The organism is Patescibacteria group bacterium, assembly GCA_041665585.1.
GTDB lineage: Bacteria > Patescibacteriota > Gracilibacteria > JAHISY01 > JAHISY01 > JAHISY01.
Window position 1 is genome coordinate 117,796 of record JBAYIN010000001.1, and the last position, 22,749, is coordinate 140,544.

General features: G+C 50.5%; 25 protein-coding genes. 13 read left to right on the forward strand and 12 right to left on the reverse strand.

Annotation, left to right across the window (positions count from 1 at the left end; genetic code table 11):
* Window positions 1-68: 68 nt before the first annotated feature.
* Window positions 69-1,487, reverse strand: a complete 1,419-nt coding sequence (gene dnaA / locus WCV72_00645; protein MFA6457882.1) for a chromosomal replication initiator protein DnaA — start codon at window positions 1,485-1,487, stop codon at window positions 69-71.
* A gap of 134 nt (window positions 1,488-1,621) precedes the next feature.
* Here dnaA and WCV72_00650 point away from each other — a divergent pair, with 134 nt between their 5' ends.
* Genes WCV72_00650 through WCV72_00670 form a run of 5 tightly spaced genes read left to right on the forward strand, consistent with a single transcriptional unit; the run spans window position 1,622 to window position 6,237 of the window.
* Window positions 1,622-3,706 (forward strand): 3'-5' exonuclease, encoded by a 2,085-nt coding sequence (locus WCV72_00650; GenBank protein MFA6457883.1) that lies wholly within the window; start codon window positions 1,622-1,624, stop codon window positions 3,704-3,706.
* Window positions 3,703-4,548, forward strand: coding sequence for an FtsQ-type POTRA domain-containing protein (locus tag WCV72_00655; GenBank protein MFA6457884.1), 846 nt, complete (start codon window positions 3,703-3,705; stop codon window positions 4,546-4,548). The genes WCV72_00650 and WCV72_00655 overlap by 4 nt, the downstream gene beginning before the upstream one ends.
* Before the next feature lie 18 nt (window positions 4,549-4,566).
* The gene (gene trxA / locus WCV72_00660; protein MFA6457885.1) at window positions 4,567-4,884 is read left to right on the forward strand and encodes a thioredoxin; all 318 of its coding nucleotides are present in this window, start codon (window positions 4,567-4,569) and stop codon (window positions 4,882-4,884) included.
* 4 nt (window positions 4,885-4,888) lie between these two features.
* The gene (locus tag WCV72_00665) at window positions 4,889-5,830 is read left to right on the forward strand and encodes a slipin family protein (GenBank protein MFA6457886.1); all 942 of its coding nucleotides are present in this window, start codon (window positions 4,889-4,891) and stop codon (window positions 5,828-5,830) included.
* 20 nt (window positions 5,831-5,850) lie between these two features.
* Window positions 5,851-6,237, forward strand: coding sequence for a GNAT family N-acetyltransferase (locus WCV72_00670; protein MFA6457887.1), 387 nt, complete (start codon window positions 5,851-5,853; stop codon window positions 6,235-6,237).
* Here the strand turns inward: WCV72_00670 and WCV72_00675 are convergent.
* From WCV72_00675 to WCV72_00690, 4 genes are read right to left on the reverse strand one after another with little or no spacing between them, the layout of a single operon-like run.
* Window positions 6,234-7,250: a polysaccharide pyruvyl transferase family protein gene (locus WCV72_00675; GenBank protein MFA6457888.1), complete on the reverse strand. Its 1,017-nt coding sequence runs from the start codon at window positions 7,248-7,250 to the stop codon at window positions 6,234-6,236. The two genes, WCV72_00670 and WCV72_00675, sit on opposite strands and share 4 nt — an antisense overlap.
* A 58-nt stretch (window positions 7,251-7,308) precedes the next feature.
* Entirely contained in the window at window positions 7,309-7,722 is a 414-nt protein-coding gene (locus WCV72_00680) for a hypothetical protein (protein ID MFA6457889.1), read from the reverse strand.
* A gap of 18 nt (window positions 7,723-7,740) precedes the next feature.
* Window positions 7,741-9,459, reverse strand: a complete 1,719-nt coding sequence (thrS, locus tag WCV72_00685; GenBank protein ID MFA6457890.1) for a threonine--tRNA ligase — start codon at window positions 9,457-9,459, stop codon at window positions 7,741-7,743.
* 10 nt (window positions 9,460-9,469) lie between these two features.
* On the reverse strand, window positions 9,470-11,134 hold the full coding sequence (locus WCV72_00690) for a chorismate-binding protein (protein ID MFA6457891.1): 1,665 nt from the start codon (window positions 11,132-11,134) through the stop codon (window positions 9,470-9,472).
* 28 nt (window positions 11,135-11,162) lie between these two features.
* Between WCV72_00690 and hisF the strand changes: the two genes are divergently transcribed.
* From hisF to WCV72_00705, 3 genes are read left to right on the forward strand one after another with little or no spacing between them, the layout of a single operon-like run.
* Window positions 11,163-11,924: an imidazole glycerol phosphate synthase subunit HisF gene (gene hisF / locus WCV72_00695; protein MFA6457892.1), complete on the forward strand. Its 762-nt coding sequence runs from the start codon at window positions 11,163-11,165 to the stop codon at window positions 11,922-11,924.
* Window positions 11,921-12,247: a phosphoribosyl-AMP cyclohydrolase gene (gene hisI, locus WCV72_00700; protein MFA6457893.1), complete on the forward strand. Its 327-nt coding sequence runs from the start codon at window positions 11,921-11,923 to the stop codon at window positions 12,245-12,247. Before hisF ends, hisI begins: the two co-directional genes overlap by 4 nt.
* Window positions 12,244-12,657: a hypothetical protein gene (locus tag WCV72_00705; GenBank protein MFA6457894.1), complete on the forward strand. Its 414-nt coding sequence runs from the start codon at window positions 12,244-12,246 to the stop codon at window positions 12,655-12,657. Before hisI ends, WCV72_00705 begins: the two co-directional genes overlap by 4 nt.
* A gap of 192 nt (window positions 12,658-12,849) precedes the next feature.
* On the opposite strand, the gene WCV72_00710 is transcribed toward WCV72_00705, so the two are convergent.
* From WCV72_00710 to WCV72_00730, 5 genes are all read right to left on the reverse strand, one after another.
* On the reverse strand, window positions 12,850-13,806 hold the full coding sequence (locus WCV72_00710; GenBank protein MFA6457895.1) for a ribose-phosphate pyrophosphokinase: 957 nt from the start codon (window positions 13,804-13,806) through the stop codon (window positions 12,850-12,852).
* Between the two features lie 107 nt (window positions 13,807-13,913).
* Window positions 13,914-14,333, reverse strand: coding sequence for a hypothetical protein (locus WCV72_00715; protein ID MFA6457896.1), 420 nt, complete (start codon window positions 14,331-14,333; stop codon window positions 13,914-13,916).
* A gap of 195 nt (window positions 14,334-14,528) precedes the next feature.
* Window positions 14,529-14,936, reverse strand: a complete 408-nt coding sequence (locus WCV72_00720) for a pilin (protein ID MFA6457897.1) — start codon at window positions 14,934-14,936, stop codon at window positions 14,529-14,531.
* Window positions 14,937-15,284: 348 nt separating this feature from the next.
* Entirely contained in the window at window positions 15,285-15,692 is a 408-nt protein-coding gene (locus WCV72_00725; protein ID MFA6457898.1) for a hypothetical protein, read from the reverse strand.
* A 65-nt stretch (window positions 15,693-15,757) separates the two neighbouring features.
* On the reverse strand, window positions 15,758-16,447 hold the full coding sequence (locus WCV72_00730; GenBank protein ID MFA6457899.1) for a Bax inhibitor-1 family protein: 690 nt from the start codon (window positions 16,445-16,447) through the stop codon (window positions 15,758-15,760).
* A 178-nt stretch (window positions 16,448-16,625) separates the two neighbouring features.
* On the opposite strand from WCV72_00730, the gene ftsA reads away from it, so the two are divergent.
* From ftsA to rsmA, 5 genes are all read left to right on the forward strand, one after another.
* Window positions 16,626-17,855, forward strand: a complete 1,230-nt coding sequence (ftsA, locus tag WCV72_00735) for a cell division protein FtsA (GenBank protein MFA6457900.1) — start codon at window positions 16,626-16,628, stop codon at window positions 17,853-17,855.
* Window positions 17,856-17,927: 72 nt separating this feature from the next.
* Window positions 17,928-19,073 carry a cell division protein FtsZ gene (gene ftsZ / locus WCV72_00740; protein MFA6457901.1) on the forward strand — a complete coding sequence of 382 codons (1,146 nt, stop codon included), beginning with the start codon at window positions 17,928-17,930 and terminating at the stop codon, window positions 19,071-19,073.
* A gap of 175 nt (window positions 19,074-19,248) precedes the next feature.
* Window positions 19,249-19,905 carry a tRNA (guanosine(37)-N1)-methyltransferase TrmD gene (gene trmD, locus WCV72_00745; GenBank protein MFA6457902.1) on the forward strand — a complete coding sequence of 219 codons (657 nt, stop codon included), beginning with the start codon at window positions 19,249-19,251 and terminating at the stop codon, window positions 19,903-19,905.
* Window positions 19,902-20,174, forward strand: coding sequence for a DUF167 domain-containing protein (locus tag WCV72_00750; protein MFA6457903.1), 273 nt, complete (start codon window positions 19,902-19,904; stop codon window positions 20,172-20,174). The genes trmD and WCV72_00750 overlap by 4 nt, the downstream gene beginning before the upstream one ends.
* On the forward strand, window positions 20,171-20,998 hold the full coding sequence (rsmA, locus tag WCV72_00755; GenBank protein MFA6457904.1) for a 16S rRNA (adenine(1518)-N(6)/adenine(1519)-N(6))-dimethyltransferase RsmA: 828 nt from the start codon (window positions 20,171-20,173) through the stop codon (window positions 20,996-20,998). The genes WCV72_00750 and rsmA overlap by 4 nt, the downstream gene beginning before the upstream one ends.
* 2 nt (window positions 20,999-21,000) lie before the next feature.
* On the opposite strand, the gene WCV72_00760 is transcribed toward rsmA, so the two are convergent.
* Both WCV72_00760 and gatB read right to left on the reverse strand, forming a co-directional pair.
* The gene (locus WCV72_00760; GenBank protein ID MFA6457905.1) at window positions 21,001-21,270 is read right to left on the reverse strand and encodes a hypothetical protein; all 270 of its coding nucleotides are present in this window, start codon (window positions 21,268-21,270) and stop codon (window positions 21,001-21,003) included.
* Between the two features lie 39 nt (window positions 21,271-21,309).
* Window positions 21,310-22,740: an Asp-tRNA(Asn)/Glu-tRNA(Gln) amidotransferase subunit GatB gene (gene gatB, locus WCV72_00765; GenBank protein MFA6457906.1), complete on the reverse strand. Its 1,431-nt coding sequence runs from the start codon at window positions 22,738-22,740 to the stop codon at window positions 21,310-21,312.
* Between the last annotated feature and the right edge of the window lie 9 nt (window positions 22,741-22,749).

A 22,749-nucleotide genomic window follows, 5' to 3' on the forward strand; every position in this document is an offset into this window, starting at 1 on the left:
TTCCCTCAAACCAAAAATTAGTTTCTAGATTAGGTTAAGAGTTTTTCCTTTGGAGCTGAGAGCTTGATTTACAGTCCCATTTCTTTTTTGACTGCGTTCACATGGCGGATGAGCGCTTCGTTTTTTTGGAGTTCGCGTGAAATTTTGCGGACAGAGTGCAGCACAGTCGAATGGTCGCGCTGAAAATTTTGCGCGATTTCTGCAAGGCCGCAGCCGAGAATTTCCCGGGCGAGGTACATCGCGATTTGGCGGGCAGTCAAAAATTCTTTTTTGCGGGATTCGCCGCGGATCGCTTCGGTCGAGAGATTGAAATGTTTGGCGACGAGCTCGATCATCTCAGCCGGCGTATTGATCGAGAGCTCCGGTGTCTTTTCGGGCAGGCCGAGCATGCGCTCTTTTTTATTGACCTTGCCGAGCATCTTGCCGAGCTCGCGGACGGTCGGCTGAGTCTTCAGCAAATCGGTCTGCGCGATGGACCAAGCTAGCGCGGATTCGAGACTGCGCACGGAGTCCGAGACATTTAGCGCGATGAATTCGAGCAGCTCGGGATCGAGGATGGCGCGGCGTTCGCGCGTTTTGGATTTGAGAATTTCGAGACGCGACTGGAAGCTCGGCTGTTCGATTTCGGCGATCAGTCCCCAGGTCAGGCGGCTGCGCAAACGGTCGACGATCGCGGTGAGTTCGGACGGCGGGCGGTCGCTCGTGAAGACGATTTGTTTGCCGGCACCGTGCAGTTCATTGAAGATATTGAAAAGCTCAGTCTGTGTCTTGTCGCGATTTTCGAGGAATTGAACATCATCGAAAAGCAGCACATCGACATCGCGGTATTTTTTCTTGAATTCGTCCGCCTGGAATTTTTTGGAAGCCTCGACGAATTCGCGCGTGAAAATTTCGGCGTTGGTGAAGGCGACGATTTTGTTGGGATTGTTGGTCAGGACTTCGTGACCAATCGCGGAGAGCAAGTGCGTCTTGCCGAGACCGACTCCGCCGTAGATCACGAGTGGGTTATAGGTCATGCCGGGAGCGCGCGCGACCGAGAGCGCCGCGGCGTGCGCGAGGCGGTTCTCCGCACCGGGTACGAAATTCGCGAGCGTGAAACGCGGATTGAGTTTCGCGGAGAGAATACCCGAACGGGTCAGGATGACTTCTTCGCGTCCGCGGGCTTTGTAAATTTTTTTGTCATTCGGTTTGGCGAAGACGGCGCGCAGATCAATCGTGCGTGGATCGATGCCATCGCTCAGGGCTGCATCGACATCGAAGGTGACTTCTTTGATCGCGGAGTTTTCTTCCTCGGCAGCCTGTAAAATTTTGATGGCGTATTTTTGAGCAATCCAGTCGCGTGCAAAATTCGTCGGCGTGCCGACGATGAGCGTGTCATTTTCGAGCGAGAGCGCGGCGGTATTTTGGAACCAAGTCAAAAATTGCGAACGGGAGATGGTCGGCTCAAGGCGGCGCAAAATCGAAAGCCAAAAATTTTTGTAATCCATCGGAAGGAGGGAGACCCAATTTACAAAATTTTTTCTCCGAAAGCGATTGACCCACCTCACCGGAAGTCGCAGAATAACCAAAAGCGACTCGCCAAATTTTCAAAAGGCGCCCTTAATCAATTAACAAAACTTTTATGCGAGGAATCGAATTCGTGGCTTTGGATTGCGAAACAACCGGTATTGATTCGCGGCGAGATAACATCATCGAGTTGGGTGCGGTCAAGTTTTCACTTGCCCAAAATCTCGCCAGCTTCGATTCACTTTTTCATTCTCCGACCAGAATTCCTCAATTCGTCGAGCAGCTGACCGGCATCCAAAATTCCGACCTCGCGAACGCGCCTAAATTTCCTGACAAAAAAAATGAGATTGAAAATTTCCTGACGGATTCTATTCTCGTCGGGCACAATCTTCCGTTTGATCTCGACTTCCTCACGACGGCAGGTCTCGATTTTTCTGGCCGCACCACGCTCGACACTTTCCTGCTCGCCGGTTTGATTTTGCCGCGCGGCGAATCACTCGGTCTCGAGAGCTTGGCGCAGAAATTTCAAATTTTTCACGAAGACGCGCACCGTGCGCTCGCCGATGCTGAGGCGACCCGCGAGCTTTTGCGCGTGCTCACGGCGCTCGCTCGGAATTTTTCCGCTGAAAAATGGGAACGCATTCGGAATCTCAATTCCGCAAAAGGTTGGCCGCAAATTTTTGCCGAATTAGTTTTGAGTTCGGAAATGGATCCGCGCGAATTCGAAAACGCTCTCGTCGCGAATGTCGCGGTGCGCGAGTCCGTCGTCGAAAAATTATTTACCGAATTTTCCGGTGATGCGAAGCTGATCGAAGTCTCGGCTCAGCCCAACGAAATTCTGGCTGCTGCGGAAAAATTCAATCAGCCGAGCGCGATTTTCTTCGCCTCCAATTTCACCGCGCGGGAGTTGCCGGCTGCGCAATTTTTCGCACCACAAAATTATGTCGATGCGCAGAAGTTGGAAAAATTTCTCACTAAAAAATTAACGCCGACTGAGCTCACGCTCGCCGCTAAGCTGATTCTCCATTCGGATAAAAATCGACACGAGCTCAATCTCACGCGCGCCGAAAACTTACTCTTCGCTTTCGTCGCCGCGGAAGAAATTTCGGCGAGTTCGAATTCGAAAGTCCTCGTCAGTGACCACGCGGCGTTCGAATTCGCTGATTCAGCGCGTCGCCGCATCATTGCGGACGCGGCTTCGTTTTCAGAGAATCGCGCGCAGGCAGCTTCACTCGATTTGGATTTGTCGAATCTGGAATTGCTCGCTCCGGCGGCTTTCGACAAAATTCAAATTTGGTGGGGTTTGCTCGGTCTACTTTTTCGCGAGGCGGCACCGCAATTTGGGCGGCTGGATTTCACTCTCGCGAGCGGCTTGGCGAATTTTTCCAAAGTGGTCGAAGCCGGTCAAAATTTGCTCGCCGAAATTTCTGCGGAGCTGCCGCCGTCGGTTGTGCACGCGCTGCAAAATTTTCTCGACTCGAATTCCAATTGCGCGAAAGCGCTGCGCTCGAACGCGCTTGGTGAAATTACGATTTCCATCGAGCCGCGTGCTTTTCTGCCGCTCGATTTTGCTAAAGATTTCCTAATCGACAGCGCGATGGATGCGGCGGATGATTTCACTTTTGCGCGGAGGCAATTTGCGCTGCCAGCTGATTTCCCGGCGACCAAGATTCCGACGGAGAATGCGCCGTGTTTTTTCGTCGCGGAGAATGCACCTGATCCAGCCGCGCCGCAATTTTTTCCGGCGGTCACGAAATTTCTGCTCACGCAGTTGCCGGAGTTTTCCGGTCTGACGGCGCTCGTTTTTCCGAATCGCGCTGAGGCGGGTAAATTCGCCGAGCGGGCGACAGCGGAACTTGCGTTGCCGATTTTTTTCCGCAAGGTTCCGTCAGCGGAAAATTTGCGCGCGCTTGGTCGCGCGGTCGTCATCCTGACGCCGGGCAGCCGTTTGCCGGTCGTTGATTTTGAAAATTACATTGTGATTAAGTTACCGTTTTTCGTCTGCGCCGGCGACGATTGGTTGACGCAGACTTTGCCCGCGACGGTTTTGCGTTTCAAAAAAATGTGGGCGGAATTCGCGCGCCTCGAATCAGCGGTTAATTTTTTCGCGCTGGATTCGCGACTGCTGGGCAAAAATTACGGTCAGAATTTCCTCGATGCAATTCCCCAAAAATTTGAGGGTGTTAAAATTTCAGCGTGACGCGTATCTCTTTTCGGCAGCGTAAATTGAACCGATTTTTCAGTCGAGTTTTTTGTCGGCGACGCAAGGAGCATTTGGCGGCGCGCGTTTTCCAATCCGAAAAAAGAGTGAGCAGGTTGTTCACCGTGCGCCAAAAAGTTTACCTCGTGCTGGCGGTCGCGGCTTTCGGCGCGCTGATTGGCTTCACGCAATTCTCCGGATTTTTCAATATCGAAAAAATCTCCATCGCGCGCAGTAGTCTTGATTTGCCGCTCGAGCAGATTGAGCTTTCCATTCGCGATCTCGCTTTCGGTAAAAATATTTTTTCACTCAAGCAAAATACGCTGGCGGCGGCAGTGCGCGCTGTTCAGCCCGATATTTCGCGCGTCGTGATTCATAAAAAATATCCGCGCGAAATTTCCGTCGAGGTTTTCAAATTTCCGATAGTCGCCGAGCTGAAGACAAATGCCGAATCGATTTTCTTGAACGAGAACGGTTTTCGCGTGGTCGGGGAGTCGCCTGATCGCGACACGCTTTTGCTACTCGTGGGAGAGAAGGTCGACTTCAGCGATCCGACGGTGCGCGTGATTGATCCGGCGCAGCTGACTTTTATTCGCGAGGCGGTTTTTTATTTCGAGTCAGTGACGGATCTGAAGATTTTGAGCACGCAGTATTTTCCGATTTCGCGCGAAGCGCATCTCAAGACCGAACGCAATTTCGATGTGTGGCTCGATTTCGCGAGTGATTACAAGACTCAGATTGATAAGCTGGTCGCGGCGGCGGGCACACTGAAGCTTGGCAAACAAAAATTTGTGTACATTGATTTGCGTGTGCGCGGAAAAATTTTTTATAAGCTAAAATAAGTTTTTAATCTTTTTAAAATGTCTGAAATTAACCTCACCGCCTCGAATTTCGAGAGCGAAATCAGCACGGGGGTTGTCCTGGTGGATTTTTGGGCACCGTGGTGTGGACCCTGCCAAATGATGTTGCCTGTCGTCGGCGAAATCGCGCAGGAGTTTGCCGGTCGGGTCAAAGTTGGCAAAATTAATATCGACGAGGAGGGTGAGCTCGCGCAAAAATTTGGCGTGATGTCGATTCCGACTTTCAAAATTTTCAAAAATGGTGCGGTTGTTGCGACGGTCGTCGGCGGGATGCCGAAAGAAAATTTGGTTGCGGAATTGCAAAAATTTTTAAGCTAAATCCTTGTCTGAACCGCGTAAGCCCGAAATCGATGTGAATGAGATTCTGCAAAACCTGAAGAATCAGAATCCCGTCGTGGCCCAAAAGACGAAAAGTTTCGTGCGTTGGATTATTCTTTTCATCGTTCTGACGAACGCGCTGCCTTGGTTGCTTCAAAATTCCAATAACTCTTTTAATATGCAAGACTTTTCCCCACTTTTCTCCGGTTTTGGCTTAATCGCCCTGGCGATTATCTTGCTCTTTATCTTCATCCGGCAGATCAATCAGTACGAACGCGGTGTGCTCTATACTTTCGGCAGGTATTCCAAGACCGTCGAGCCGGGCTGGCGCATCGTCATTCCGATTTTCCAATCGCTGACCAAAGTCGATATCCGCGTGAAGGCGGTCGATGTGCCGGACCAGGAGGCGATGACGAAGGACAATGTTTCCGTGCGCATCAACGCAGTCATTTACTACAAAGTGAAAGACGCGGCGCGGGCGATTATCGAAGTTGAGAATTTTCGCAATGCGACCGCACAGCTCGCGCAGACGACGATGCGCAATGTCGTCGGTCAGGTGCCGCTCGACGATTTGCTGGGTCAGCGCAATGCGGTTTCTTCGAAGATAAAGATGATCGTGGACGAGGCGACCGATATGTGGGGGATTGATGTGAGCAATGTCGAGCTGAAAGATATCGGACTGAATGACGAGATGAAGCGCGTGATGGGCAAGCAGGCGGAGGCTGAACGCGAGAAGCGGGCAGTCATCATCAAGGCCGAAGGTGAAGTCGCGTCAGCCGAGAACATGGCGAAAGCCGCGAAAATGCTTTCGAGCACTGAAGGCGCGTTGCATTTGCGCACACTCCAGTCCATCAACGATATTTCCTCGGATCAATCCAATACGACAGTTTGGATGGTGCCGATCGAGGCACTGCGCGCCCTCGAAAGACTTGGTTTGAAAAAATGAAATTATTTCGTCGCTGCAAAATGCGTTTAGCCGAGGAAGCTGATGCGCCGAAGGTTGCGCGGCTTTTTCGGGAGCTGGACCGCGATTTGAGCTTGGGCGAGATTGACGATTTGATTCGTGACAAACGCGTCGTGCTTTTACGCAAGAAGAAAAAAACTTTGGGCGCCTTTTCTTTCGCGCGGATTGGTCTCGGAATTTTCGCGCTGCTTTATATCCGCAAGCTTGTCATCGACAAAAAATTTCGCGGGCAAGGTTTGGGTGGTCGCACGCTCGCCAAATTGCGCGTCTTCACACGCCGCAAAAAAGCGCAGGGATTTTTTCTCTGGTCGCGCCAATCAGCCAAAAATTTTTATCTCAAAAACAAACTTAAAAATTGGTGGCGTTTTTTTTGGCATCGAGTCGATTAACTCAAACTTTTGAGGAGCTGTTCTTTTTTGAAGTTCTGGATGGAGAGCGCTTTGTCGGTGAATTCGCCAATCTTGCGCGAGTAATTCAGCCCGACTGCCGGTACGCCGGTGAGCTGTGCCGCGATGAGCGAGTGCAGGCGCATGCCGATGACGAGGTCAAATTTTTTCACTGCGCGCAAAACTTCTTCCGCCGACTCCGGCAATGTGAGAGTTTTCCAAGTCGCGGAATTTTTCGTGCGGCGGCGAACTTTTTGCCAGACGGCACGATCGCCAGCTCCGAATTCCGCGAAGAAAATTCGTGCATGTTTTTTCTCAGCCAGCAGGTCGAGCGCGCGTGCCAGCTCATGCCAAAATCGCGGCTCAATTTTCGGAAAGTCGCGCACCGAGACCAAAACTTTCAGCACACCGCGTTTTTTCACTTCGCGCATTTTTGGCAGACGCGCTATCAGCCAGAGCGCCGTGTCGCGGCCACTGCGAATTTTGCGCGCTGGGATTCCGCTGCGCGTGAGCTCCGCCTCGCTTGCGGCATCGCGCGCACCAATCCACTCGGTTTTCGCTAGACAAAAGCGCGTGAATTTGCGCGTCCATTTTTTTTCAAATGGTCCGACGGACTGACCGAGCAAATAAACCGGTTTCCAAAAATAACGCGCAACCAAAATATGCAGACCCCAGAGAAAAACCGCGCGCCAGCTTTCCTCGTCGGAAAAAAGTCCGCCGCCGGGGAAGATGATTGCGTCGGCTGTGCGAATTTTCTGCAGGCTGCGCCACCAATTCATTTTCCAAAAACTGCGCAGTCCGGTCGGGAGCAGCGGCAGTGCGTCCACGCCGTGAAAGCGGCGCACCAATTTCGGGTTGCCGGCGAGCACGACGACTTTGGCTCGCGGCAATTCCTTACGAATTTTTTGCAAAAATCCCGCCAAGATTAATTCATCGCCGACATTGCCCGCGCCGAAACTACCAATCAAAACTAATTTGGGGGTGGGGCTGTGCGCGCGAATTTTAGAGAAAGGCAAAAGACTAATTTTAAAACAAAATCGAATGTGAAAAATTTTTGTTGATAACGAAAAATGCTTATATTTCTAAAAAAGAAGAATCAAATTCAGAGCCCTTTCCTGAGGTTTCGTTTTTGTTTTGTGTCCATGAAACAAAAACTGCATTCTGCTGGTCGGAAATTTTTAAATCAGTTCTTGTTTTAAGTTCTTTATTCATTGTATGGTTATCCCAGTCACCTGTTGAATCGACAACAACAACATACCCTGCATTTGATATATCTTGCGGAACAGGAAAAGCGTTCCCAAGCTGGCTAATGCTTGTTTCTGCTATAGTAAATGATTTATCACGAAAGTATTTTAAAATAGCCTCTAGATATTCTCGTGATCCACGAACCCCAATTCGCAAATGTTCTCCTTTGTGGAAATAGAGTAATGCGTCTAATTGTAGTTCGACATTTGGAGTATCTTCGGATTTTTCAAAAGAATCTGACATATTGTTCTAATAATTAAATTACGAAATCTTTTTGATAAATTCAGCGAGCGAAAGAGTGGCTTGCTCTTTTTCCCCGCGCTCGCGTACCGTGATTTTATTTTCTTGCGCTTCTTTCTCGCCGACGATGAGGAGGAAAGGAATTTTCAGTAGCTCACCATTCCGCACTTTTTTCGAGAGCGAATCATTCGAGCGGTCGATGCCGACGCGTACATTTTTCGCTTGCAGCTCCGCTGTAAATTTTTCCGCCGCTCCCAAAAATTCTGCAGCGACGGGAATGATGCGCGCGACTTCCGGCTGCAATTCGAGCGGGAGATTGCCAGCGGTATGCTCGAGCAGGACGGCGAAAAATCTTTCAAACGAGCCGATGATGGCGCGGTGAATCATGACCGGACGGTGTTTCTCGCCGTCGGCGGCGACATAATTCAAATCAAATCTCTCCGGCAGATTGAAATCAATCTGACAGGTACCGAGCTGCCAATTGCGCCCGAGCGCGTCTTTCACATTGAATTCGATTTTCGGACCGTAAAAGGCACCTTCGCCTTCTTTCACGCCCCACTGCAAATTTAATTTTCGCATCGCACCTTCGAGCGCGACGGTGGATTTTTCCCAAACTTCATCCGAACCGATGGCTTTCTTCGGCGGGCGCGTCGCGAGGAAGAGCTCGTAATTTTCAAAACCAAAATGTTTGTAAACATCCGTGGTGTATTCAATAATTTTCACAATCTCGGCTTCCAATTGTTCCGGCGAGCAAAAAACATGCGCATCGTCTTGGCGAAATTCGCGTACACGCAGGAGACCGTGCAGGACGCCGGACAGCTCGAGACGGTGGACGACGCCGAACTCAGCATTCCTGATCGGCAGCTCGCGGTAGCTCGGAATTTTTTCCGCGAAGAGCAGGCAGCCACCCGGACAATTCATCGGCTTCACGGCGAACTCGCGTTCTTCGAATTCCGTGAAGTACATATTTTCCTTGAAATTCTCGTAGTGGCCGGACTGCTTCCAGAGGTCGCTCGAGAGCACGATCGGCGTCGCGATTTCCTGGTAGCCGCGTTTTTCATTTTCGCGCTTCATGAAATTCATCAAGCCGTCGTAAATAAATTTTCCGCGCGGATGCCAAAAGGCGGCACCGGGTGCGGCAGCGTGAAAGGAAAACAAATCCAATTTTTTCCCCAGCTCGCGGTGGTCGCGTTTCGCGGCTTCGCGCATTTGCTCCTCCCATTTCTGTAATTCCTCCTTACTCGCGAAAGCGACACCATAGATTCGCTGCAGCTGGACGCGATCGGAATCACCGCGCCAGTAGCTGCCCGAGATGTGCGTGAGCTTCACCGCTTTCAGTTCATTCGTCCCGGCGACATGCGGACCTTTGCACAAGTCCACAAAGTTCCCGGTTTTATAAAAACTAACTTTCGTCTCACCCGCTTGTTTCAAATCGGCGACGAGTTCGAGTTTCAAAATCTGCTCGGTTTTTTTCAAAAAATTTTCCGCCTCTTCAATTGGCTCCTCGTATTTCTCAAACTTCAAATTCTGTTTGATGAGGTGCTGCATTTTTTTCTCAATCAGTCCGAGGTCCTCAGGAATCAGCGTGCGTGGCAGCAGAAAGTCGTAATAAAAACCGCCCTCGATGGCGGGACCGATGCCGAGCTTGGCGTCGGGGAACATTTCGAGCACGGCGGCGGCGAGGACATGGCTCGCGGAATGGCGCAGCGTCGCGAGATCGGGAATGGCTTTGGAGTTCATGTTCCCGATTTTAGCCTCGTTGGCTCGCTTTTTCGAGCGCCGTAATTACGCCGCGAACTTTTTTCTCGACTTCGCCAAATTCGTGGCGCGGCACGGAGTCGGCGACGATGCCTGCCGAAGCTTGGACAGTCGCTTTTTTGCCGGCGGCGAAGAGACTTCGCAGGTTCGCCGCGAAGACGCAGTCGCCCGTCAGACTGAAAAATCCGACTGCACCCGCGTAGGGTCCGCGCGGATCTTTTTCGAGTCGCTCGATAATTTTCATCGTCTCGATCTTCGGCGCACCGCTGACCGTGCCGACGGGTGTATTCGTCGCGAGCGCGTCGAAAGCCGTCAAGCCCTTTCTTAATTTTCCGACGATTTCGCTGCCGATGTGCTGGACATGCGAAAACTTTTTCAGCTGCATAAATTTCGGCACCTTGACGCTGCCGAACTCACTGACGCGTCCGACATCATTTCTCCCGAGGTCGACGAGCATGAGGTGTTCGGCGCGTTCTTTCGCATCGCTCAAAAGTTCGCGTCCGAGTGCAGCGTCGATTTTTTTGTCACCCGTAATTTTCCGCGTGCCGGCGAGCGGATAATTTTCCACCTTACCGTTTTCGACGCGGACGATGAGCTCCGGTGAGCTGCCAATCAATTCTCGGACTTCGCTCTTCGAGCTTCGACCGACAGGTCTTTCGCCGAACTTCAAATAAAACATGTGCGGACTCGGATTCACTTCGCGCAGTGTCGCGTAAAATTCCAGGCGGTCACCGGAGAGGTCGAAGTAGCTTTTGCGTCCGAATTGAAATTGAAAAGTATTGCCCGCGAGAATTTCCTTTTGACCGAGTGCGACTTTCGCTTCGAAATCTTTTTGGGTGATGTTGACGCCGCGCGCTTTGGCGTGAAATTTCGGCTCAGGTTTTAGCTTCTTCGCCAAAATTTTCTCGAGCAGTTTGGAGCGGTCTTCGGACAGATAAAAATATTTCAGTTCACCCGTTTTTTTATCGAAAATTAAGCCGTCAAAATAAAGTCCGAACTCAAAATCCGGCCAGGCGGGATCTTTCTTGAACTCTACGCTCGGCTCGAAATAACGCGTCGCTTCGTAAGTCAGATAACCGAAGAGTCCGCCGCGGAAGCCGCGCCCGCGCGGTAAGCGCGGCAAGAAATTCTTGAGCGCGAGGTAGGGATTCGGCGCGGCGAAGACTTTGCCATCGACAATTAACTTCCCGGGTTCGGCGCGAATGACAGCGTGCGGAGCGAAGCCGACGAAACTCTGGCGCGAAAAATCCGCGTCCTCGCCGAGCGACTCGAGCAAAAAACAAGTTTCGAAATTCTGCCGGAGGCGCGCGAAAATTTCGAGCAAACTCAAGCTCGTCTGAATTTTTTTCTCGCGGTAGACGATTTTCTTAGGCGTCAGTTTCTGCGCCAGCTCGAAATAGCTCGACTGCGCGGAGCGGCTCGTCGCGAAAAGCGCGCGAAAAATTTTCTCGACTTCGTCTGTCGGGATACCGAGCTTGGCGGCGAGCTGCTTTTTTTCGATTAGTAATTTTTTCTCACGCGCCGGATCAAAAACTTTCTTGCCGGTCGCGCGTTTCGCTGCGGCGATTTCGGCGGCGAGATCCTGTCGGCGCGCGATTAATTTTAAAATCTCGGCATCCGTCGCATCGATTTTTCCGCGAAGTTCATCTAAATTCATCGCTCGCATTTTACGCTAAAATTCCTGTGTGCTCACCAAACGCATCATCCCGTGTCTCGATGTCGATCGAGGTCGCGTCGTCAAAGGCGTCGAATTCGTAAATCTCCGCGATGCGGGCGATCCGGTCGCACTCGCGAAATTTTACGACGGCGAGTCGGCGGACGAGCTTTGCTTCCTCGACATCACCGCTTCCTCGGATTCGCGCGAGACAGTTTTCGAAATGATTGCCCAAGTCGCGAGCCAAGTTTTCATCCCGTTCGCGGTGGGTGGCGGTGTGCGCTCGGTCGCGGATGCGAAAAAAATTCTCGCCGCAGGAGCGGACAAAATCGCGATCAATTCTGCTGCGGTCGCCAATCCCAATTTGATTGCTGAAATCGCTGAGGCGATTGGTTCGCAGAATTTGATTCTCGCAATCGACTCCAAAAAAGTTGGCGAAGAGTTCGCCGTCTTCACGCACGGTGGTCGCCGCAATTCCGGACTCAGAGTGGTCGAGTGGGCGCGTCGCGGTGAAAAAATGGGCGCGGGTGAAATCCTGCTGACCTCGATGGACGCGGACGGCACGAAAAATGGTTTCGACATTCCACTCACGCGTGCCGTTTCCGACGCGCTCAAAATTCCAGTCATCGCGAGTGGCGGAGCCGGACGCGCCGAGCACTTCCTCGAAGTCTTTCAAAAAACTTCGGCGGACGCGGCACTCGCGGCTTCGATTTTTCACTTCAAAGAAACCTCGATTGTTGCGATCAAAGATTTCCTCGCGGAAAATGGAATTCCAGTTAGAATTACAGCATGAATGCACTGAAACTCGACTTCGCAAAAATGGGTGGACTGATCCCGGCGGTTGTGCAGGACATCGAAACCGGCGAAATCTTGATGCTCGCTTTTCAAAATCAGGAAGCTTTCGACCAAACAGTCGCGACGAAAGAAGCGCATTTTTTCTCACGCTCACGCCAGAAGCTTTGGAAGAAAGGCGAGACGAGTGGCAATGTTTTGCGAGTGGTTGGAGTGCTCGCTGATTGCGACGACGATTCGATTATTATCAAGGTTGCGCACGATGCCAATTTGAAAGTTTGTCACACTGGTGCACGCAGCTGTTTCTTTAAAAAAGTTTTGTGAATTCAAACGAGCTAGCCTTGGCGGAAAAACTCTTTGCCGTTTTCGTGATGCTGCGCGATTCGAATCAATTTCTCGAGTCGGGCACAGCCAAAATGCTCCAGGAAAAAGATGCAGAGTTTTTTCGCAAGCGCGCAGCTGAAGAATTCGCTGAGCTGACGGGGGTCGTCGATGGTTCGCATCGCCACTCAGACGATTTCGAACAGGACTTTTTGCTTGAAAGCTCGCAGGTTTTTTATTGGCTGAGTTTGGCGGCGGTCGTGCAGCAGAAAAATTTTTCAGAATTTACAAAAATTTTCGCGCGTGAACTTTCAGAGCTTGAAGCGATTCATACAGCTAACAAAATTCCCATCGCAAAAATCTTCGAAAAAGATTTAGCTGAGTGTGAAAAAAAAGGATACCTTAAAAATTGAGCTGGGCTAATTTCTGGTTCCCCGTCCCCCGATTTCTCGAGGACAAGCTTCGCGGTAATGATAATATGGCTAAACAACTGCAAAACAACACCAACACGCGTACATTTTTAACCATGCCGTTAACGGCATGGTTAGGAAGCATGTAGATTATGTTGAATTATAGTTTGTTAGCTATAGTGGTTTGAGATGCGCTTAGTTTTTGTGCGCTTCCCAGAGCTTGGAGACGGAGCGGCCGGTGTGAATGCCGACGATTGTTTTCGCGAGTAAATCGGTGATGGAGAGAATTTTCACATTTTTCAATTTGCCGAAATTCTGCGGGATCGAATCGGTGAAAACAATTTCCTCAAATTTCGCTTGCTCCAATTTCGTTTTGGCTTCGCCCGAAAGGACGGCGTGCGTCGCGGCAAGGAAGACTTTTTTCGCGCCATTTTTTCTCAAAACTTCCGCGGCGGCGGCGACTGATCCAGCAGTGTCGACCATGTCGTCGAAGAGAATCGCGACTTTACCTCCGACATCGCCGACGACTTTTTGAATCTCGGCGCGATTGTGCGCGGGGCGGGACTTGTGCAGGATCGCGAGATCAGCGCCGAGCAGGCGCGCGAATTTCTCAGCTTTCTTCGCGCCACCAGCATCCGGTGAGACTATGACTGCATTTTTTATTTGCTTCTTGGCGAAATAATCCAAGAAAAGTTTTTGCGCGGTGAGATTGTCGACGGGTTTCTCGAAGAAGGCTTGCGCTTGGTCGGAGTGCAGGTCGAGCGTGATGACATGCTTCGCACCAGCGGTCTCGATCAGATTTGCCACGAGCTTCGCCGAGATCGGCTCGCGCGGGTCAGCGATGCGATCCTGGCGGGCGTAGCCGAAGTGCGGAATCACGACATGGATGTATTTCGCGAGGCTGCGCTTCAGTGCGTCAATCGTCAAAAACAATTCCATCAAATCTTCATCGACATTATGCGTCGCCGTCGAGATGACGAAACAATTGCAGCCGCGCACGGATTCACCGATCTGGACATAGCGCTCGCCGCAGGCGAATTTTTTACTCGTCAGTTTTCCGGGCGGAACGCCAGCCCTGCGACAAATCTCATCACCCAAACTCACTGCGGAGCTGGTGGAAAAAATTTTGAGAAATTTGAGGTCTGATTTCATCGTGACGGCATTTTAACATTGTCGCGTTAATTCAGAAAATTTAACAAAAAAAGCCCCGCAGTCGCGAGGCTTTTTCGTTTGAATTACTTTGAAGATTAGGCTCCGCTTCATCCTCCTACTGGATTGTCGATGCCGCCCGCAATCATATTGAGCAGGGCATTGACGAGGACAGCGGCAATGAGGATTAGTATGATGCCGATTACAGCGTAGGTGATAATTTTCTTCGCTTTGGCGATGTTGTCGTCGCTGACGCCAGCTGTCACATAAAGGAAGCCACCGTAAATCAAAAAAATTGTTGCGATAAACCCAAGGAAATATAAAAACCAATTTATTATTATTTGGACTAGTTTTCGTAGACCCATATCTGGTTCGCAAACTCCCTGATTAATTTGCCAAGTGGTGCAGCTATTTCTAATGTTATCGGCGGTAGCACTCGGAGCGGTGACCGTCGTCAAAGTCGCAACGCCCAAGAGGGAGGTGAGTCCGATGGTGAGGCTAAGCATGAGAGCTTTGATGCGGGTGGACATTTTGGAAACAGTTAACTTGCCGGAGAATTGTATAGTTTAAAGTACCCACTTTGCAAAATTTTTCGGAGAGATGTCGGTTTGCCATGTGATGTCCTTTCCTTGGCTAGATTTTAGTTTGTTTGTCTCTCAGATTTAGATTTTCAAACAAAAAAAGCCCCGCAGTCGCGAGGCTTTTTCGAATTGCCGAGCAAAAACTCACACCGGATTGTCGATGCCGCCTGCAATCATATTGAGCAGGGCATTGACGAGGACAGCGGCGATGAGGATGACGATAATGCCGATTACAGCGTAGGTGATAATTTTCTTTGCTTTGCCGATGTTATCATCGCTGACGCCAGCAGTGATATAAAGAAAGCCGCCGTAAATCAAGAAAATCGTGGCGATGAACCCAAGGAAAAACAGAAACCAATTTATTATTGTTTTAATTAGCTGTCGTAAACCGGCGGTACAAAGACCTTGCTGCCGTTGCCAGTCGGTGCAAGTCGCATCTATGTTATCAGCTGCAGCACTCGGAGCGGTGACTGTCGTCAAAGTCGCAACGCCCAAGAGGGAGGTGAGTCCGATGGTGAGGCTAAGCATGAGAGCTTTGATGCGGGTGGACATTTTGGAGGAGGTTAGTTCGCGGAAAATTTTAATCGAAAAGATTAGCTTTGCAAAATTTCGCCGAGGATCCAGTTCGCCATTTTGTTTCTCACTCAACATGCGCCGGTTCGAATTTGTAATTCGAACCACATATTTGAGCTAACAGAAAAATAAATGGTTCATTTACAAACTTGAACTTGCGGAATTACAAAATTAAGAATTAGAAAATTACCTCCAGAACCTTGAAAATTTTTCGCAGCTCAAGCTCGAATTAGCTTCGAGATTCGCGTTGTTTGTCTCTCAAGCTCAGATTTTCAAACAAAAAAAAGCCCCGCGGTTGCGAGGCTTTTTCAAATTACTCAGGAATTCTCAAACCGGATTATCGACACCGCCAGCAATCATATTGAGGAGAGCATTGACGAGGACCGCGGCGATGAGGATCAAGATGATACCGATTGCGGCGTAAGTAATAATTTTCTTCGCTTTGCCGATGTTATCATCGCTGACGCCAGCAGTGATATAAAGAAAGCCGCCGTAAATCAAGAAAATCGTCGCGATGAATCCAAGGAAAAATAGAAACCAGTTAATGATTATCTTTATGTGATTTCGTAGACCAGCTGTACAAAGACCCTGGGCTATCTGCCAGTCGGTGCAAGTCGCGTCTATTTCGTCGGCGGCAGCACTCGGAGCCGTGACTGTCGTCAAGGTTGCAACACCCAAAAGGGAGGTGAGTCCGATGGTGAGGCTAAGCATGAGAGCTTTGATTCTGGTGGACATTTTGGAGGAGGGTTAATTCGCGAAAAATTTTAATCGAAAAACGCCGTGTTGCAAAATTTTTTTATTCAACGGCGCGAGAGCGCAGTCATGAAGCGCAGGATGTATTCGAAAAGTAAAATGAAATCGAGAAATAGCGAGATTGCGGCTTGAATTGGCGAAATAGTTCCTTCGAGCTTTTTGATTTTTTGGAAGTCGTAAGCCGTAAAACCGGCAAAAATCAAAACACCAAAACCGGAAAAAATCAATTCAATTCCATCGTTCCAAACGGAAATTCCGAAAAAACTCAAAATAAAAGTGAGCAGTGAGACGACGAGCATGCCAATCAAACTTGCCATCAAAAAGCCACCAAGTCCGGTCAAGTCGCGTTTGGTCATCGCGCCGAAAAGCGCCAATCCGGCAAACATCGCGACGGTCGCGACGAGGGCTTTTACCAAAATCAAAACTCCCGCCGCAAGTGCGGCGGCGACCAGGAGCGGGACGAGCGTGATTCCGAGGATCGCGGCGAACAAAATTAAAAACAAATAACCGAAGCTAGCGCGACTCCACTGCTTCGCGGTGAAAACCAAAATCAAGGTGAGGGCGAACATCGCGAACATAAATCCGGTATTCGTGATGAGTGTCGTCGGGATTAAATATATTCCGGCAAGCACTCCGCCAGCGCAGGCTGCGAGTGCGAGCGCGAAGTAGCCCATCGTGCGCGCAAAAAAAGTAGACGAACCGACAGTTCGTGTCGCGGTGTGAGAGAGCTGAATCATAATTAAATTTTATTCGTAGCGCAGTTTTTTGTAAATTGCACCAAAAGCCTTTTTGTACAATGATTTTGTGAACACAAAAATTCTCCAAAAAAGTACGACTGAACTCAAAAGTTGTTCGAATAAATTTGCGTCTCGAATCGGCAAAATTTAAACTGGCACCAATTTAAAAAACACAGCTTTGGCAAAAGATAACATCGTCGTCGGTCTCGACATCGGCAGTAGCAAGATTCGCACAGTCATTGCGAACATTGACGAACGGGATGTTTTGCCAAATGTCATCGGCGCGGGTGTCTCGCCCTCGGCAGGATTACGCAAGGGCGTGATTGTCGATGTGAATGAAACCATCTCGGCGATTACGGCATCGCTCGAAGACGCGGAACGCATGAGCGGTTCGCCGATTCACCATGCAGTGATCGCAGTCGGTGGTGCGCATCTCGCAGCGATCAATTCGCGTGGGGTGATCGCGGTTCCGCACGGTGGGGAAATCTCCGCGGGTGATGTCGAGCGCGTGCTCGAGGCGGCGCAGGCGGTCAATATCCAAGCCAACCGTCAGATTCTGCGTGTCATTCCGCAAAATTATACGATTGACGATCAGACCGGCATTCGCAATCCACTCGGGATGAAGGGCGTTCGACTCGAAGTCGAGGCGCACATCATCACTGGTCTCGCGCCCGCTTTGAAAAACCTCGAAAACGCCGTCCACCAATCGGGCGTGGATGTCGACGATTTCATTCCGGCGCCGCTCGCGGCTGCCGAGGCGGTTCTTTCCAAACGCCAAAAAGAACTCGGCGTAGTCGCGATCGACATTGGCTCGAGCTCGACAGGAATTTCCGTCTACGAAGAAGGTGTCGTCATCGCGAGCTTCGTGCTGCCGGTCGGCGGCGATAGCGTCACCAATGACATCGCGATCGGTCTCAGGACCAGCGTCGATGCGGCGGAGAAATTAAAAATCGAATACGGCACGGCGAAACCCGCGGATGTTTCTGACCGCGAGACGATCGATCTCGCTACGATTTCCAAGGCGGACTCGCAGGTCGTCGAACGCCGCCAACTCGCCGAAATCATTTACGCGCGTTATCACGAGATTCTCTCGATGGTGAATGAAAAATTGGCACTGATTGAGCGCGACGGACAGCTCCCGGCGGGCGCAGTCATCACGGGTGGTGGCGCGAAAATTCCCGAGCTGATTGAGCTGGCGCGCGAGACGCTTTCACTACCGGTTCAAATTGGTTTTCCGACAGCGATTGACGGCATCGTCGACAAGATTGACGACCCAGCGTACGCGACTGCAGTCGGACTCGTGATTTTCGGTTCGCGCGGTTCGTCGCGTAGCTACTCACTTTCCAATGTGGACTTCGGCAAGACTTTTGACGGAGTAAAAAATTTCTTCAAGAAACTCCTGCCGTAAAAAAAATTTGTTCAACAAAATTTCCGTGAATAAAAGTTTTAATTTAAAATCCAATTCCTAACCACTTCCAACATGTCTGATAACTTCAAAAATCTTTTCGGCGGAGCAGGGCGCGGCACTGGCTCGAGCTCGTCTTCTTCCCAAGAGATTAATCCTGGCATTTCTCCAGTCGCGAAAATCAAAGTCATCGGCGTGGGTGGTTCCGGCAACAACGCGCTCAACCGCATGATCAAAGCGCAAGTCAGCGGCGTCGAATTCATCGCGATCAATACCGACGCGCAGGCGCTTTATCACAACAATGCGCCGCTCAAAATTAACATCGGCAAAGGTACGACGCGCGGTCTCGGTGCTGGCTCCGATCAGAATGTTGGCAAGAAAGCCGCCGAAGAATCTTCCGAAGAAATTCGCGGTCATCTCGAAAACACGGACATGGTTTTCATTACCTGCGGCATGGGCGGTGGTACGGGCACGGGTGCAGCGCCGGTGATTGCCGAGATGGCGAAAGAAGCGGGCGCACTTACAGTCGCCGTCGTCACCAAGCCATTCACTTTCGAAGGTGAGAAGCGCGGCGATCGTGCAGTCAGCGGCATCGAAGATTTGAAGAGCAAGGTCGACACGCTGATTACGATTCCGAATGACAAAATTCTTTCCATTATCGATAAGAAAACGCCGATTCACGATGCGTTCACCGTCGTCGACGATGTTTTGCGTCAGGGTGTGCAGGGGATTTCCGACCTCATCACGATTCACGGAATGATCAATGTGGACTTCGCCGATGTGAAAAACATTATGCAAAATGCCGGCTCGGCTTTGATGGGCATCGGCTACGGCACAGGTGAAAATCGTGCGGTCGAAGCCGCGCGTGCTGCGATTGATTCACCATTACTGGAGCAACAAATCGACGGTGCGAAAGGTTTGCTCTTCAATGTGACGGGTGGCAACGATCTCTCGATGTTCGAAGTCGACGAGGCAGCGAAAGTCATCACAGCCGCCGCCGATCCGAGCGCGAATATCATCTTCGGCGCGGTCATCGACGACAGCTACACAGGTGAAATCAAGATTACTGTCATCGCGACCGGTTTCGACGATAAGCCAAAAACTCCAGCTGCGGCGAAGCGCAATGTCTCGACGCGATCTTTTGCTTTCGGTTCGCCGCTCGCGCGACCAGAAATTGATGATCTCGAAGTGCCGGCTTTCATTCGCAAGAAAGTTAAATAAGAAGTAAGTTTGTAAGGAGTAAGGATTAAGAAATAAGTTTGTAAGAAATAAGGAGTAGAGACGAGGTATGCCTCGTCTCTACCTTTTTTAATTCTCGTTTTTTTGGATTCCCGCTCCCGATTTGTCGAGGACAAGTTTGGCGGGAAAGACAAAATGTTTTTGTTAAAATCCAGACATGCTGCGCTTCGATGTCATCTCGCTGTTTCCGGAAAGTTTCGAATCGACTCTGAATTCGAGCATTCTGGCGCGTGCCATCAAATTAAAAAAAATCGAGGTGCGTCTGCACCAGCTACGCGACTTCGCGAAAAACAAATGGCGCAAAGTCGACGACCGACCCTTCGGCGGCGGCGCCGGGATGGTGATGGCGTGCCAGCCGCTCTTCGACGCGGTCAAAAAAATCCGCGGACGCTCGACCAAAAAAATTCCCATTATCTATTTCACGCCGCGCGGTCAAAAATTCGACCAGCCGATGGCGGAAAAATTTGCCGAAAAGTTCGACCGTGTGATTCTCGTTTGCGGACACTATGAAGGCGTCGATCAGCGCTTCATCGACGCGCTCGTCGATTTCGAAATTTCGCTCGGCGACTTCGTTCTGACGGGCGGTGAGCTCCCGGCACTCGTTTTCATCGACGCGGTCGCGCGGCTCATTCCCGGAGTCGTCGGCAAAAATGAAAGTACTGCCGAGGAAAGTTTCTCGAAGAGACTCAATCGTAAAAAAGAATATCCGCACTTCACGCGGCCGGAAAATTTTCGCGGCATGAAAGTTCCGGAGATTCTGCTCACGGGCGATCACGGCAAAATCGAAAAATGGCGGCGTAAAAATTTGCAATGAAAACACTGAATGAACTTTTTACCGAATTTGAAAAAACCGGGCGGCTGACGCTGCGCGTGAAAGTTATTCCGAAGTCAGTCGAAAACGCCATCGTTGGATTCTTGGACGAGCAGACGCTCAAGATTCGCGTCGCGGCGACGCCGGAAAAAGGTAAAGCGAATGCCGAGCTGAAAAAATTTCTTGCTGGCGAGTTCAGTGTTCCCCGGGAAAATGTGACGATTCTCTCCGGCGCGGCTGATTCGCTCAAGTTGATTCGTCTCGAGAAATGAAGTTCACTTCCTCGCTCGAGCTCGAAGAATTTTTGCGCCAAAATAATTTGCGCGCCGACCACGCGCTTGGTCAGAATTTTCTTGTGGACGCCACAGTGCTCGCCAAAATTTTGGCAGCGGGCGAATTGCAAAAATCCGATGTGGTCGTCGAGGTCGGAGCGGGTCTCGGGACACTGACGCGTGCGCTCGCGCAGAAAGTTCAAAAAGTCATTGCGCTCGAATTCGACAATAAAATTTTTCCGACGCTGCAAAAAAATCTTGCCGACCTGGGAAATGTTGAGCTCCAAAATATCGATGTCCGGCACTTCACACCGCCGACTCAGAATTTCAAGCTCATCGCGAATATTCCTTATTACCTGACTTCACCGATTCTCCGTAAATTTTTTCTGGAAAATCAGCCGCCGCAGATTGCAGTTTTGCTCGTCCAAAAAGAAGTTGCGCAAAAAATTTGCGAGGCAAAAAAACTGTCGCTACTGGCGCTCGAAGTGCGAATTTTTGGTGAGCCAGAAATTGTCGCGCTGGTCCCGCCGCAGAGTTTTCTGCCACCGCCGAAAGTCGATTCGGCGATTCTGAAAATTACACTCAAACCTAATCCGGAAATTCCGCGTGCGGATCTCGTAGATTTTTTTGAAATTGTCCGCGCTGGATTTCGCGCTCCGCGCAAAAAAATTCGCGGTAGTTTCGCGGCTGGATTCACAGGCAAAAAAGCCGTTGCCGAAAAGATTCTCGCGCAGGCGGGTATTAATTTGGATTTACGCCCGGAGGATCTCCCGATTTCGGACTGGCAAAAAATCCTCGTCGCCAGCCGTGAGTTGAGAGATTGAGCTTATTTTTTCGCACGCATTTTTTTCTCGATTTGCTTTTCGACAAGCTCGGTAATGACGCGTGCTTTGGAAAAGAGGAAAGTCAAAAATTTAGTCGGTTGAATCAAAACATCGTTCGCGCGGCGCGCGGTTTGTTTCAGCGTCTGCGTCAATTCACCGAGGTCGCGCAAAATGAAAATCGCGTAAAAGAGTGCAATCGATAGGAAAAGCGCGACGAGTCCGATTGAGGCGGCGAGGACGACATTTAGAATGTCGGAAGAAGTGGCAAACATCGAACACAAATTTAGCTCAAAAAATTTTCGCGCGCAAATTTACTTGCCGATTTTTTTCAAAATAATTTCATTTACTTTGGCGGGATTGGCTTGGCCTTTCGAGAGCTTCATCACTGTGCCGACGAGCGCGCCGAGTGCGCGGTCTTTGCCATTGCGAAAATCCTCAATCGCGGCTGGATTCGCGGCGATGGCTTGCTCGACCAATTTCTCGAGCTCACCGGAATCTGAAATTTGCTCAAGGCCTTTGTCTTGCAAAATCTCGTCAACTAATTTGCCGCTCGCCCACATTTCGGGGAAAACTTCTTTGCCGATTTTGCCACTGATTTCACCGCTCACAATTTTTTTCACCAGCGCGCCCAAGTTTTCGGCTGTGATTTTTTGTTCCTCAATTTTCAAACTGGCTTCTTTCATCTTGGCGAGCAGCTCGCTCAGGATCCAGGCTGCGGATTTTTTCGCATCGCCGGAAATTTTTACGACCGTCTCGAAGTAGTCCGCCAAATTTTTCGATTCGGTCAGATTCAGCGCGTCGTCCTCGGTGATGCCGAATTCCGCGACAAATCTTTCCCTGCGCGCGAGTGGCAGCTCAGGTAGTTCGGCGCGTAATTTTTCGACAAAATCTTTTTTCAAAACAAGCGGCGGAATGTCCGGCTCAGGAAAATAGCGGTAATCCGCGGCTGATTCTTTCGCACGCATCAAAAATGTTTCGCCCAAATCATCGTCCCAGCCGACGGTCGAATCACCGGTCGGTGGTGTGCCCGCCGCCCACAATTTTTTCTGCCGTCCGATTTCGAAATCAATCGCGGACTCAAGTGCTTTGAAAGAATTCAAATTTTTAATCTCCGCGCGCGGATTTAATCTCTCCGTCCCGACTTCGCGTAGGCTGACCGACGCGTCGAAGCGCATCTCGCCCTTGAAAAGATCGGCGCCGGAACTGCCGACGAATTGCAGAATTTTTTGAATCTCTTCCGCGTAAATTTTCGCCTCGGCGGCGCTGCGCAAATCCGGCTCGCTGACGATTTCCATCAGCGGCGTGCCGGCGCGATTGTAGTCGCACAGGCTGAAATTACCGACATGCGTGAGTTTGCCCGCGTCATTTTCGAGATGCAGGCGCGTGATGCCGATTACTTTTTCCGCGCCATTCAGGCGAATCGTGACTTTGCCCTGGATTGAAATCGGCTCGTCGAATTGAGAAATCTGATAACCGTAAGGCAGATCCGGATAAAAATAATTCTTGCGGTCGAATTTCGATTTCGCCGGAATCGTGCAATCTAGAGCGAGCGCAGCTTTCACACCAAGCTCAAGCGCCTTTTTATTCGGTGCGGGCAGTGTCCCGGGATGACCGCAGCAAATCGGACAAACTTTCGAATTGGGCGCTGCGCCAAAAGCGTCATTGTCGCAGCTGCAAAACATCTTCGTTTTTGTCGCGATTTGCGCGTGAATTTCGAGGCCGATAATTGCTTCAAGTTGCACCGAGGCATT